The following is a 14,080-nucleotide window of genomic DNA, read 5'->3' on the forward strand; positions in this document are numbered from 1 at the left end:
CTATGTCTAAAGTCACTTTCAAAAATCTCAATGGTCAAGGTATTGAGATTTCAGCGGTTATCAACTTCCCTACAGATTTTGATGCAAGTAAACAATATGCGGCGGTTGTTGTTTCACACCCAGGTGGTGGCGTAAAAGAGCAAACCGCAGGCCTATATGCGAGTAAACTTGCAAAAAGCGGCATAATTGCCATTGCGTTTGACCGTTCGTATCAAGGTGAAAGTACAGGTGAGCCTCGCCAAATGGAAAACCCTTACACGAGTACTGAAGACGTGAGCGCAGTCGTCGACTATCTGACAACGTTAGATTACGTCGATAACGATAAAATTGGCGCAATGGGGATTTGTGCTGGTGCGGGCTATAGTGCAAATGCAGCGATCAATGATCGTCGAATCAAAGCACTGGGTATGGTTAGTGCCGTAAACATTGGCCAAATGTTCCGTAATGGTTGGGATAATTCGGTTAACGATGCTGACGCTGTTGGTTACTTAGAATTTGGTTCGAATGCTCGCACAACCGACACGAATGGTACAGAATTCGCGACTATTCCTCTAGCTCCGATGCGTGAAGAAGATGCCTCAAATGCAGAGCTACGCGAAGCTTGGGAGTATTACCACACACCACGTTGTGAACATCCAAATGCGCCGGGTTTTGCTCTAACTCGTAACTTAAACCAGATCATTACTTACGATGCGTACCACAAAGCGGAAGCATTCCTAACTCAGCCAATTCTTGCTGTCGTTGGTAGTGACGCAGGCAGCAAATGGATGAGTGATGACCTGATAGAACGTGCAGCGAGTTCAGATAAAACCTTGTATGCCATTGATGGTGCAAACCATATGTCGCTTTATGATGTTGCCGAATACGTCGATGACGCAGTATCCCAACTCGCATCTTTCTTCCAACGCACTCTTTAATATTCCCGATGAAAGGCTCAATTGCTTCGAGCCTTTCTGCTCTCAAGGCTTTTTACTCTTAAGGTATTGATTATGAATATGCAAAAAATCACTTTTAGAAATGCTGATATGTCTTGGGATATGTCTGCATTAATTTTATTCCCAGAAGGCTTCAATGAATCGAAACGCTACCCAACAATGATAAGTGTTCATCCTTTTGGTAGTTGTAAAGAACAAACATCCAGCGCTGTCTATGGTAAAGCCCTTGCTGAGTTAGGTTACGTCGTGATCGCATTTGACGCGAGCTTCCAAGGAGAATCGGGAGGATTGCCTCGCTACGTAGAAGACCCAAGTCAACGTGTTGAAGATATCAGTCGCGTTATCGACTATGCAGTAACTTTATCATATGTCGATGAGAATAGAATTGGTGGACTCGGTATCTGCGGCGGTGGTGGTTACATGATCAATTCAGCCCTAACCGAAAAGCGCTTGAAAGCTGTCGTAGGTATTACGCCTGTTAACTTAGGCCGCTTGTTCCGTGAAGGCTTTAGTATGTACGACCCTATCGCCAATCTTGAAGCTATGGCTGCACAGAGAACAGCCGAAGCTCGCGGCTCAGAGCTGAAAATCGATGAACTTCTTCCTCCAAATATTGAATTTGCAAAAGAAAATGGATTAACAGAACGAGACGTGTTCGAAGCTACTGAATACTACAAAACATCACGTGGACAAACCGAAGGTGGTGCAACTCGTATGCTGTTTTCACATGCACAGAAAACACTGAGCTGGGATGCCTTTGCATTTGCCGAAACGTTATTGACTCAGCCTGTTATGGCCGTGGTAGGGCAAAAAGTCGGGGCATTTGGTGCTTATCGTGATGGGCAGGAAATTTATGGCCGCTCTGTTCAATCAAAAGACCGACAGCTGGTTAATTTGGAAAATTGGTCTCACTATGAACTGTATGACCATCCAGAAGCAGTCGGCATTGCAATGGACAAGGTTTCTGCATTCCTTGAAACACACTTAAAATAATCTAATAAGTTAGAAGCGTTTTGTAGAGTTGCAAAGCGCTTATTTTTAACAGCGTAAGATGTAGTTCGAAGCGAGTAGGTCGGTAAATCTTCGTGCGAATAACCTCATCTACAGGCTATTGACTAAATACCACTGCCAAATACTGTTTAAGACAATGTACACTGAAACCTAATTAAAGGCGTTAGATAGGAATGAAGTTTAATTTATGCGCAAATCAGATAAGAAGGTCGAGAATCTAATTAGAGAAGTGTTGACCGAAGTTTGTGAAGATACGCTAAAAGGCTACGATGGCTTTCTTTGGGTGACTCATACCGTCAAATTCTCTTCTTTTCCACAAAGCTTAGAAATAGTCTGCGTCTTCGAAACGAAGCAAGATCGAGCTAACTTTTTTGAAGGAGAGGGCCGCCAGCATGTTTCCACAACTATTCAAAAGGCCTTTAATAAGGTAGGAGTGCAACTAAAGAACGTCAGTAAGCAAATCAGTTACGATACAAAACAAAAGTGTTAGTGCGGGCAGCAATTGAAGTGAGTTAGGGTTGTTTTAGGCATCCAAAGCTTCATTTTATGAGTTTTGATATAAAGCCTGAAGACTAAGCTTGGGCTTTCTCTGCCAAACTTATCTTTGCCCCAAAATAAGCTGGAATAAATACTCTACAAAATTTGGTGCTTGCGTTTTACCCTACAAAAAGTTATCCGATAGAATACAAACCAACATAACTTGCCCCTTCACTATGCTTGTTTGACTTGGCAATTTGCCTATTTAACCAGTTAATTCCTCGAGGTATCTTGTTGGGGGATGATAAAGCACTGAAAATATTGTTATTATCCTTTTTCATTTACTAGTAAAACTAAACCCCATGAGATATGAATCCGCTCCTGTAGTTCCAGTAGAAAGACAAAAAACCACAAGAGAACGTACAGTACGTCAACGCCTAGAACGTCAGGAAGAGCTGAGATATACCGCGAGCGATGAGAAACGATGGGCTGAAAATAGAGAGCGCGTTCTTGCTGAACGCAAAGCTGCCCAACAAGCTTATGGCTTAACAGAAAAAGAATGGGACGATGATTTACAAAAGCAAGCTAAAGAATATCAATGGGACACCTCTCAACAAGAGAACGTCAGTATTGCCGTACTAACCGTTGAAGAAGCCAACGAGTATTTGGATTTGCTCATTAAAGACACGCACGGACAGCTCACTATAGGTAAGGACTACACTGGCGTTAGCAAGGGACTTAAAGACGCTTATGACGTGGCCAAAGATCTCGGTGGATTTGGGGCAACCGCCAAAGCCGTCAATATCAATGGTGTAATGAACATTGTGGTTGAGAACTACAAGCCTCGATATTTAGATTTAGGTGTCCGTTGGCAGGAAGCAACGCCTAAAATGCTTAAAATTGGCCACGCCCTAAACACCGTTCGAGGCAATGTCAGTTTCTTGAGCAGCAATATCTATGTAGAACTTGTGTTCAGTGGTGCGGTTAATGCAGTTGATTACATATTGCACGATGAAAAAACGCTAGGTGAGGTAGTAGGACAGTTTACATCGGATGTATCAAAAGGTGTGGTTGCTGGTGTGATTGCTCAAGGCATAACGATAGGGCTTAGAGTTGGAGTTACCGCAGCGTTTGCAGCGCCACCAACAGCGTTATTGTTGGGTTTCTTTGTGCTTACTGCTTTCGGTATTGGTAAAGTTGTTTCGGCTATTGATGACCAATACAAGTTCACCGAACCAATGAAAAAAGAAATTGAGAGGTTGATTGATGAAAATTAATCGTTTTCGCTCTGGACTATTTTTGGCGGCATGCATAGCATCATCATTGCTCATAGTCCCTTTCTCTACCAATGGCCTTTACGACTCAGAAAGTCTCCCAAATGTGGTCAAGATATACAGCCCACTAAATGACGCGTCATTACTGGCTCTTAGCTACGCAATGATCACTGCATCGTTATTGTCATTGATAGTATTCATTACTGGCCGATGCTTAAGATGGTTACCTAAAGTGGTTGTGTTAGTTCTAAGCTGCTTATTCTTGGCTTCCTTTGCATATGGTTGGCATACGAATGTATCAACAAAGCAAGAGCTTAATGAGAAAGGCTATATTGAATGTGTATCTGAACGGGAGCTTGCATTGAAGTTCTCAAGCAAAACTTATGTTCTTCCCCCCGAGACTTGCGATTAAAGGTTTAGTGAAGATGGCCACTAGCGAACTGGTGACCAATGAAAGTCAATAGCCGTTTACTTTTTGAGGAAGCTTGGTAATCACTGCCAATACTTCGTCACATAGCGCAGAGGCATCTTCATAGGGGCAATATCGTTAACGTCCACTGGGTGGTGCACGTCACGAATGTCCGAGCCAATTTTCAGCATTCTTACCATTCTTGGAGCTAACACTCCTTGGTTGGTTAATGGAATACTAATCCTACAGTTTGTAGTGGCCAAAGGAGTTTGGCCACGCATTTGAAGCCCATCCATACATAAACTAATCAGTATTTCGCTAATTTAGCAAAATCACTAACTCAAAAATGTCCAAAAGCTTGTTGGTCGGTGTGCTGTTATTGGTTGCTCCGTGCGCTATTAATAGAAATGCAAGCGAATAAGGAGTGGGTAATCGCTCAAAAGTCGGGTGGAAAAGCGATAAAACGGCAAAAACTATTGGAATTAAGTCAAGGTCCTTTTTTAATGAAAAGGCTTATTGATCTGAACACAACACTTCTCCATATAAGTATATCCACAAATACAAACCTCAAACTGGCGATAAAGAGCTTTAATATTGATAAATATATAAACAGCTTGGGCGCTGAAGAAATTTCAGTATACTGCGCTTAGGTTACACTGGAGAAAAAATCGCCGTATTCCCAGCGAGAATCCTTTTATAAGAAATAGAAATCGCGTTTGAATATGCAACCAAACGATTTTGCCGCTTGCAGTTTATTCGGTATACAAATAATAAACCTTTGACTAGTCCGAAGGTAGGTCAAATGAGAGAAAGTCATGTTTTTTAATAAGTCGCTTCAACAAGAAAATCAACGATTAAAGCAGGAGTTGCAAATCCTGCAGCAAATCCAAACCAGTTTAGATGAAGAGATGATCCGCTTAACATTGGATAGTAAAGGCCTCATTACTTCTGCAAATACCAAACTACAGCAAGAACTTTTCTTACATGATGATGAGATCTTAACGAAATCAATTACTGAATTGGTACCGTCAAATTCGCGCAATACAGACCACTTTCATCGAATGAAGAAAGCCGTCCAAGATAAAGTGTTCTGGAATGGGGCATTGCAAGTACAGAAAGGTAATGGTGAGGAAGCCTGGTTAAGAACGATTATCCAGCCTGTTTTAAATGAGCGCAGAGAAGTAGAAAGCTTTTTTGTTTTTGCTTCTGAACTTACGCGAACGATCAAATCATCCCGTGAGCAAGAGGACATGCTAAATGCATTAAGTCGTTCTATGGCGGTGATTGAGTTCACATTAGATGGCCATGTTTTAAAAGCCAACGATAATTTCCTAAACACAATGGGTTATACGCTTGATCAGATTCAAGGGAAGCATCATCGCATGTTTTGTGATCAGGAAGAGTCGAGCTCTCAAGCTTACCGTGAGTTTTGGCAACGTTTAGCAAAAGGGCAATTTTCATCAGAGCGATTCAAACGAGTTAACCGTTATGGTGAAGAGGTGTGGCTAGAGGCTTCATATAACCCTATCCATAACGACAGAGGAGAGCTCTACAAGGTCGTTAAGTTCGCGACAGATATTACCCAGCAGGTGATGCAGGAACAGAAAATGGCCCAGGCTGCGCAATTGGCGAACGAAATCTCCCAAGAAACAGGAACACAAACCCTGCAAGGGCAAGAGGTTATAGGCTCAACGTTAGAAAAGATGCAGATACTTTCCGAGCAAATGCAGCAAGCGAACACCGCGATTGACGAGCTTAAAGCGCACTCATCGCGTATTAGCGAGTTGGTAAATAGCATCAGTGGTATCGCTGACCAAACTAACTTATTGGCGTTAAATGCGGCGATAGAAGCGGCTCGTGCGGGTGAGCATGGTAGAGGTTTTGCCGTTGTTGCTGATGAAGTCAGACAGCTTGCTACAAGAACCAATGCAACCACCGATGAAATTGTCACAATGGTCAGTGAAAACCTACAGCGAACAGATAACGCAGTTAAGCTGATCGCTAAATGCCAAAAAGAAGCACTAGATACGCTAGAGCTCTCTGAAAAAGCAGGCAATGTGATGAATGAAATACAAGATGGCGCTAGCCGTGTTGTAGAGGCCGTGGAGCAATTTAACCGCTCGTTGTAGTTAATCAATAGGTTTTCATTGTAGGGGCGATGGGTAAAAAGCAATTCACCTTATTCAACCTGTATTGAGGAGCGTTGAAGTCGCAATACTACTCCTGCCGCAGTCAAGTTAAGCGTTTTGAAGGGGAGGTAGTTCGACACCCGGTACAGGTTTTAGCCAGTTTGCTTGCTGTATAGAATGCTAAAGTAATTTAGTATGCGAAAAGGCTTGCCTTAATACTTTGCCTGCATTTAATGTATCTAGCAGCAGAACTTCAATCTGCGTGACAACAATACAGGAGAGGATCGGGCTTTCACTTTTTCGCTCGACACAAACCCCTTTCAAATTTACACAATAGCGCAGTAAAAACTCTCTTGCTGCGCTATTGTGTGTTCCATATTTTGTGAGTACTTATGTTTAACTCAGAACGTAAAGCGACGGTTATTCTGGTTGCGACGACGATGATCGCGGCACTTGGCTGGATATTCTCTAAGGAAACAATACAGGGTTTACCACCTTTTGGCTTTATTGGGGCGCGATTTACTATCGCTTCGCTCTGCTTACTGCCTCTATGTTACCGACCTTTGCTGAAAGCAAACTTAAAAGATGTGCTTTCTGCTGGTGGTGTCGGGCTCCTGTTAGGCAGTGCCGTTATGACATGGATTTACGCTATTTCTATCAGTGATACTCTCGGGGAAGGCGCATTTATCATGAGCCTTTCCATGCTGTTTGTGCCGATTGTTGCATGGGTTATGTTTCGTCAACGACCACAACGAATTTTCTGGCTTTCTTTGCCTATCGCTGTATTAGGTCTTGCTTGTCTTTCTTTAGTTGGTGGCTGGAAACAATCGGCCAGTCAATTGTGGTTTCTTGGTGCAGCACTGGTTTTGGCGCTTCATTTTAATGTGAACAGCAAATACTCTCAAAAACTACCTGTGCTCCTGCTTACTTGCGTGCAACTTTTTTCAGCAGGTTGTTTAGGTTTGCTGGTTTCATTTTTTATGGAATCTTTCCCGGCAGAGGTGGACTCCTCTATTTGGTGGTGGTTTGCGTTGAGTACCTTATTAGCGACGAGCTTGCGTTACGTAATGCAAACTATGGGGCAAAAATTTGTTCAGGCAGGTAACGCTGCTCTAATTATGATATTAGAACCAGTTTGGACGGTTATTCTGAGCGTGCTGTGGTATGGCGAAGTGCTAACGGCAAATAAACTAGTAGGTTGTGTGCTTATCTTATTTTCTCTAATTATTTATCGTACTGGCGGGCGGTTTCGCTTCCCTACTCGAAAGTAGAGCAAATTAACTTGGGTTGGGAGAATTTGAGGTGCCGGATGGCCTTCTACGAAAGTGATAATACGCGGTTACGCAATGCTAATGACACTTTTGATGTAGGCTGCCGACCCAGCTCTTCGCTGATCATCCAGCCAGCTTTAGCCAGTAGCTCTAAGTCAATCCCCGTCTCTATTCCTAACCCTTGGCATAAATACAGTACATCCTCCGTTGCGACATTCCCTGATGATCCATGAGCGTATGGGCATCCACCCAGCCCAGCTACACTACTGTCGATGGTGTTGATGCCCATACTCAGTGCCTGATAAATGTTGGTGAGAGCTTGTCCCCATGTGTCGTGGAAATGGACAGCAAGCTGGGGAAGAGGTGCAACCAACATGACGGCTTCTAGCATAGCAGCGATACGGTTTGGCGTGCCTGTACCGATTGTGTCGCCTAGAGACACCTCATAACACCCTAAATCGATGAGTGATTTGACCACGCTCGCCACTTGTTTAGGGGCTGTCGGGCCATCGTAAGGGCAGTCGGCAACGCAGGATAGATAGCCACGAACAGGGATGCCGTGTTTGGTGGCTAATCGCATTACAGGTTCGAAGCGAGTTAGGCTTTCTGCAATCGAGCAATTGATATTGTGTTGGCAGAATCCTTCTGAGGATGAAGTGAAAATTGCGACCTGATTGGCGTCAGCCTCCAACGCTTGTTCTAAGCCTTTTAGGTTTGGAGTCAGGGCAGAGTAGGTAACATGATTTCGCCGTGTTATTGCTTTCATGACCTCTGTTGAGTCCGCCATTTGTGGCACCCATTTGGGTGAGACAAAAGAGCCCACCTCAATATGCGTTAACCCAGTATCAGAGAGTAAGTTGATCAGCCGGATTTTAGTCTGGGTCGCAACAGGAGATTCATTTTGCAACCCATCTCTAGGACCTACTTCGACAATCTTTACTTTGGAAGGTAGCATTACTTGTCCTGTGACTTGGTGACCCAACTTGGGCTACGTTTTTCAAGAAACGCTTGCAGCCCATCTTGACCTTGGGGTGATACTCTAATGTCCGCAATGAGCTTGCTAGTATAGTGAATCAGTTGTTGATCGATGGGGTTTTGATGACATTGATGGCAGAGCGTTTTCGCTTTACGCATCGCATCTGGGCTATTAAGTAGCAACGTCTTGATTACGCTATCGACCGCATTTTCAAGCTGTTTGGCTTCTTTCACTTCGTGCACAATACCAAACCGTTCGGCATCTTCGGCTGAAATGACTTCACCACTTAAGATATAGCGTCTAGCTTGTCTATTCCCCATCGCGCGCATGACGTAAGGCGCAATGGTCGCTGGAACTAAACCAAGCTTAACTTCACTTAAGCAAAAGTTGGCACTTTGGCTTGCGATGGCGATATCACTACAACAAATCAACCCTAAAGCACCACCATAAGCGGAACCTTGAACAACTGCGATGGTGGGTTGAGGGAACGAATCTAGTGTTTCCATGAGTCTTGCCAAGTTTTGGGCATCAACGAAGTTATCTTGCCTCGTGCTGTCGGCCATCGACTGCATCCAATTCAAATCGGCCCCGGATGAAAAATGCTTACCGTTACTTCTTAATACCAAGCACCGCACATCCGTTCGTAAAGCGAGATAATCTAGGCGGTGGATCAGCAAGTCGATCGTACAAGCGTCAAAAGCATTGTGTTTGGCTGCTCTGTTTAGGGTAATGGTCGCTACGCCATTATCATCGACATGCCAAAGAACATCATCTTGCCTTTGGGCGTTGGGAATAATGCTTGGTTGCATTTCCTGCATACTTACTTCCTTAATTCATCTTTGGATGTTTACATTCTGAAGACGCCAAACTCGCTATCAGGAATGGGGGCGTTTAATGCTGCCATTAACGCTTGACTCAACACCTGACGCGTTTTTTTAGGGTCAATAATTCCGTCATCCCATAGCCGAGCACTCGCAAAATAGGGATGTCCTTGTGTTTCATACAAGTCTATGATCGATTCTCTAAAAATGTGCTCTTCTTGCTCTGACCACGCTTCTCCCTGGCGTTCCTTCGCGTCTTTTCGAACTTGTGTTAAAACGCCTGCTGCTTGTTCTCCGCCCATCACAGAAATACGCGCGTTCGGCCACATCCACATCATGGTTGGATCATACGCTCGGCCGCACATGCCGTAATTACCAGCGCCGTACGATCCACCGATGATCACGGTAAACTTCGGCACGTCAGCACAAGCGACGGCCATCACTAGCTTGGCGCCATGTTTTGCGATGCCTTCTTCTTCAACCTTTTTTCCGACCATAAAGCCGGTAATATTTTGGAGAAAAAGAAGCGGTGTTTTCCGTTTGGCGCACAGCTCAATAAAGTGCGCGCCTTTTTGTGCCGATTCAGAAAACAAGATACCGTTGTTTGCCACAATGCCAATCAAGTGTCCTTGAATACGAGCGAAACCACACACTAGCGTTCTGCCGTACAAGGCTTTGAATTCGTCGAAATCAGAATCATCGACGATGCGGGCAATAATTTCTCGAACGTCGAATGACAGTCGTAAGTTGGCATTCACGATTCCGTAGATTTCTTCTGCGTCGTAGCGGGGAGGAAGCACGGTGTTTTCTGGCTTAACAGGTCTTGTTCTATTGGCATTGGCAATGGCTTCTCTCGCAAGCATTAGGGCATGTTCATCATTTTCAGCGTAATAATCTGCGACACCAGATTTTCGACAATGCACGTCTGCACCGCCGAGCTCTTCACCCGTCACGACTTCGCCAGTGGCCGCTTTCACCAAAGGTGGCCCCGCCAAAAAAATGGTGCCTTGCTCTTTAACCATAATGGACACATCCGCCATGGCAGGAACGTACGCGCCCCCAGCAGTGCAAAGCCCCATCACAACAGCAACTTGGGGGATGCCTTTCGCCGACATTCTCGCTTGGTTAAAGAAAATGCGACCAAAGTGTTCTTTGTCGGGGAAGACGTCGGACTGATGAGGGAGATTTGCGCCACCGGAGTCCACCAAGTACACGCAGGGGAGTTGGCAACGTTGGGCAATCTCTTGCGCTCTAAGGTGTTTTTTTACCGTGAGTGGGTAGTAGGTTCCGCCTTTTACCGAAGCATCGTTGGCGATGACCATGCATTGAATCCCCTCTATGATACCAATGCCGGCGATAACACCAGCGCAGGGGATCGCTTCGTCATACACTTGCCAGGCGGCAAACTGGCTGATTTCAAGAAAGTCAGTGTTGTCATCAAGCAAGCGCGCGATGCGTTCTCGTGCGGGGAGTTTTCCTTTTTGCCTCTGGTGCTCAATGGCTTTTTCACCGCCGCCCTGTTTGATGGTCTCGATGTGTTGATTAAGTTGAGTGACCAACGTTTCCATAACAGCTTTATTGGAAAGAAATAACTCGTCAGTTGGCTTAGTTTTACTTTTGATAATGGCCATAATGACTTCCTTGTCGTATGTTCCGTTAGCGAGATTCTTCGAACAGTTCTCGGCCTATTAACATGCGGCGAATCTCTGAGGTACCCGCGCCGATTTCATAAAGCTTTGCATCACGTAGCAAACGACCAGCAGGGTATTCATTGATGTAGCCATTCCCACCGAGCAGTTGTATTGCATCGAGTGCCATTTGTGTGGCGAGTTCTGCACTGTACAAAATCGCGCCAGCGGCGTCTTTGCGTGTTGCGTTACCTCGATCACAAGCCGCTGCGACGGTATATACATACGCTTTTGCTGCACTCATTCGAGAGTACATATCGGCGATCTTGCCCTGAACTAACTGAAACTCGCCAATGGATTTTCCAAACTGCTCTCGTTCATGTACGTACGGGACCACAATGTCCATGCAAGCTTGCATTATCCCGAGTGGTCCGGCAGCGAGGACGACGCGCTCGTAATCCAGCCCACTCATTAATACCTCGACGCCTTGATTCAACTCGCCAAGAATATTCTCTTTTGGCACTACGCAATGGTTAAATACAAGTTCGCAAGTATTCGAGCCTCTCATGCCTAGCTTGTCCAGCTTTTGAGCATGAGTGAAACCTGCGAAGTTACGTTCAATAATGAATGCGGTAATGCCACGTGAACCTGCGCTGACATCTGTTTTAGCGTAAAGCACCACTACGTCAGCATCGGGCCCATTTGTTATCCACATTTTGTTGCCATTCAGTACAAAATGGTCGCCCTTGTTCTCCGCTTTCAGTTGCATGCTTATCACGTCTGAACCGGCATTGGGCTCGCTCATCGCTAGGGCGCCAACGTGCGTACCATCAATGAGTTTTGGAAGGTATTTTTCGCGTTGAGAAGGCGTGCCGTTACGAAAGATTTGGTTGACGCACAGGTTAGAATGAGCGCCGTAGCTTAAAGCGACAGACGCAGAGGCACGGCTGATTTCTTCCATGGCAACAACATGAGCGAGGTATCCCATGCCTGCACCACCAAGCTCTTCATCGACGGTCACACCAAGCAACCCCATTTCTCCCAACAAAGGCCATAAATGATTCGGGAACTGGTTATCGCGGTCTATCTCAGCGGCGATGGGCGCGATATGTTCCGTAGCAAAGGCATTAACGTGTTCTCGGAGCATATCGATGGTATCACCAAGTCCGAAATTGAGTGGGGTATAGGTGCTTTTCATAACGTCTCCCGGTATCAGAGGTAAGGTGGAAAAGCCTGTAGCGGTGTTGCTAATTGAGTATAGCGTTTATGTCTGCTTGCTTTTGAGTGTTTGAATACAACGCTCCTTAGCGGCATTCAACTCTGCCATAACGACGCTGATGTCGTTGAGTTGTTGCTGTAGGACGGCTTGTTTCTCTTCAATGATATTGAGCATTTTCAATAACTGTCCTTCGGTTTGTTGCATGTCGTAGAGCTCGAAAAGTTCACGAATTTCTGCCAACGAAAAACCGAGTCGTTTCCCTCTTAAAATCAGTTTGAGGCGAATTCTATCCCTGCGTTGATAAACGCGCATATTGCCTTTTCGCTCTGGTTCAATCAGACCCACGTCTTCATAAAACCGGATACTGCGAGTAGTAATATCAAACTCCTTGGCGAGGTCACTGATCTTGTATTTTTCCATAACATACTTACCTCGAATAAAAATCCAGTTTCTGGAAATCGAACCTTAAATGGGAAGGCCGAACATCAACTTTGAAATATAAACGTCTGCTTGGTGTGTTTTTTCATCTCATTGTAAAGGCTAGTGCTATGCTTACGTAAACGTCAAGAAATCGCGGAATGAAAGTTTGTTAGTGAAAAAGGCGATAAAGGCTGGTGTGGCGCTTGGTGAGTAATTCTATGTAGGGTGTCATCAGTCTGCCAAGTGTTCACATATACCTTAAGGGAATGCGAATCATGGGAAAAGACATCTGGATTGTCAGCGCGAAAAGAACGCCAATTGGGCGCTTTCAAGGCAAGTTGCAAACTTACTCTGCTCCTCAATTAGGCGCACTGGCGATCAAGGCGGCAATGCACGAAGTGAATGTGACTTCGGTGGATGAAGTGTTCATGGGATGTGTGCTTCCAGCAGGGTGTGGACAAGCTCCTGCTAGGCAAGCATCTATGGGGGCAGATCTTCCTTTGGGCGTAGGGTGCACCACCATTAACAAAGTGTGTGGCTCTGGCATGAAGAGCGTCATGTTAGCGCACGATCTCATTAAAGCTGGAACGATTCGCTCTGCCATTGCTGGTGGTATGGAAAGTATGACCAATGCGCCGTATTTGCTGAGGGAGGCGAGAAAGGGAATGCGCATGGGGCACCAGTCTACGTATGACCACATGTTTCTCGATGGGCTACAAGATGCTTACGAAGGGCACTTAATGGGTGTTTATGCTCAGCAAGTCGCTGACAGGCTTAAGTTCACCAGAGAGCAAATGGATGAATGGGCCGTGATGTCGGCAAAACGTGCGTTGGAAGCTCAAGAGCGAGGCTTGTTTGCCGATGAACTTTCGCCGGTTTCACTCAATACCAAGTCAGAACAAGCGGTGCTGGACTACGATGAGCACCCTCGCTCGATTGACCTTGGTAAAATTCCTCAACTCAAACCTGCATTCGATGAAAAAGGTACGGTGACCGCTGCTAATTCGAGTGCCATTTCAGATGGCGCGGCGGCTCTGGTGCTTATGGATGAAGACACTGCGCGTCATCAGGGGCTTAAACCACTTGCGTTCATCAAGGCGCACTCTACACATGCCAGAAAACCTGCAGAATTTACTTTGGCCCCCGTCTACGCAATTGAGCAACTGCTGTTCCAGCTAGATTGGTCCATTTATGAAGTGGACCTGTGGGAAATCAATGAAGCCTTTGCCGTCGTGACACAAATAGCGGTGGCGGAACTTGGGCTTGATACGAGCAAAGTAAATATTAAAGGTGGAGCCTGTGCACTTGGGCATCCGATAGGGGCTAGTGGCGCACGAATTCTGGTGACATTGATTCACAGTTTGCGTCAGTTACAAGCGCTAGGCACCAATGGTGATCTCGAAGCCAAAAAAGTGATGCGGGGTGTTGCGTCACTTTGTATCGGTGGTGGAGAAGCCACGGCGATAGGCATTGAAATACCGCTTTAATTGAAATCAGAAAGGAGTAAATG

General features: G+C 45.4%; 12 protein-coding genes. 7 read left to right on the forward strand and 5 right to left on the reverse strand.

Annotated features, from left to right (window positions below; translation table 11 throughout):
- The first annotated feature begins 2 nt into the window (after window positions 1-2).
- The 6 genes from R7P67_RS03370 (at window position 3) to R7P67_RS03395 (ending at window position 7,506) form a co-directional block, all read left to right on the forward strand.
- Window positions 3-917, forward strand: coding sequence for an alpha/beta hydrolase (locus tag R7P67_RS03370; protein WP_262652987.1), 915 nt, complete (start codon window positions 3-5; stop codon window positions 915-917).
- 72 nt (window positions 918-989) lie between these two features.
- Window positions 990-1,928 carry an alpha/beta hydrolase gene (locus tag R7P67_RS03375; RefSeq protein WP_005386208.1) on the forward strand — a complete coding sequence of 313 codons (939 nt, stop codon included), beginning with the start codon at window positions 990-992 and terminating at the stop codon, window positions 1,926-1,928.
- 205 nt (window positions 1,929-2,133) lie between these two features.
- Entirely contained in the window at window positions 2,134-2,436 is a 303-nt protein-coding gene (locus R7P67_RS03380; protein WP_031781024.1) for a hypothetical protein, read from the forward strand.
- Between the two features lie 349 nt (window positions 2,437-2,785).
- Window positions 2,786-3,700, forward strand: coding sequence for a hypothetical protein (locus R7P67_RS03385; RefSeq protein WP_262652989.1), 915 nt, complete (start codon window positions 2,786-2,788; stop codon window positions 3,698-3,700).
- A 1,221-nt stretch (window positions 3,701-4,921) separates the two neighbouring features.
- On the forward strand, window positions 4,922-6,235 hold the full coding sequence (locus tag R7P67_RS03390) for a methyl-accepting chemotaxis protein (protein ID WP_158173131.1): 1,314 nt from the start codon (window positions 4,922-4,924) through the stop codon (window positions 6,233-6,235).
- Between the two features lie 392 nt (window positions 6,236-6,627).
- Window positions 6,628-7,506, forward strand: coding sequence for a DMT family transporter (locus R7P67_RS03395; RefSeq protein ID WP_005375761.1), 879 nt, complete (start codon window positions 6,628-6,630; stop codon window positions 7,504-7,506).
- 46 nt (window positions 7,507-7,552) lie between these two features.
- Here the strand turns inward: R7P67_RS03395 and R7P67_RS03400 are convergent, their stop codons facing one another.
- The 5 genes from R7P67_RS03400 to R7P67_RS03420 all read right to left on the reverse strand — a co-directional run bounded on the left by R7P67_RS03400 (window position 7,553) and on the right by R7P67_RS03420 (window position 12,570).
- Window positions 7,553-8,461, reverse strand: a complete 909-nt coding sequence (locus R7P67_RS03400; protein ID WP_025767658.1) for a hydroxymethylglutaryl-CoA lyase — start codon at window positions 8,459-8,461, stop codon at window positions 7,553-7,555.
- Window positions 8,461-9,300: an enoyl-CoA hydratase-related protein gene (locus tag R7P67_RS03405; RefSeq protein ID WP_047100922.1), complete on the reverse strand. Its 840-nt coding sequence runs from the start codon at window positions 9,298-9,300 to the stop codon at window positions 8,461-8,463. Before R7P67_RS03405 ends, R7P67_RS03400 begins: the two co-directional genes overlap by 1 nt.
- Window positions 9,301-9,329: 29 nt before the next feature.
- The gene (locus tag R7P67_RS03410; protein ID WP_262597773.1) at window positions 9,330-10,934 is read right to left on the reverse strand and encodes a carboxyl transferase domain-containing protein; all 1,605 of its coding nucleotides are present in this window, start codon (window positions 10,932-10,934) and stop codon (window positions 9,330-9,332) included.
- 25 nt (window positions 10,935-10,959) lie between these two features.
- Window positions 10,960-12,129, reverse strand: coding sequence for an isovaleryl-CoA dehydrogenase (locus tag R7P67_RS03415; RefSeq protein ID WP_005387610.1), 1,170 nt, complete (start codon window positions 12,127-12,129; stop codon window positions 10,960-10,962).
- A gap of 66 nt (window positions 12,130-12,195) precedes the next feature.
- Window positions 12,196-12,570, reverse strand: coding sequence for a MerR family transcriptional regulator (locus tag R7P67_RS03420; protein ID WP_017821195.1), 375 nt, complete (start codon window positions 12,568-12,570; stop codon window positions 12,196-12,198).
- A 275-nt stretch (window positions 12,571-12,845) separates the two neighbouring features.
- Here R7P67_RS03420 and R7P67_RS03425 point away from each other — a divergent pair, with 275 nt between their 5' ends.
- Window positions 12,846-14,057: a thiolase family protein gene (locus R7P67_RS03425; RefSeq protein ID WP_238966337.1), complete on the forward strand. Its 1,212-nt coding sequence runs from the start codon at window positions 12,846-12,848 to the stop codon at window positions 14,055-14,057.
- Window positions 14,058-14,080 lie beyond the last annotated feature (23 nt).

The sequence above is a fragment of the Vibrio sp. Vb0937 genome (assembly GCF_033338855.1).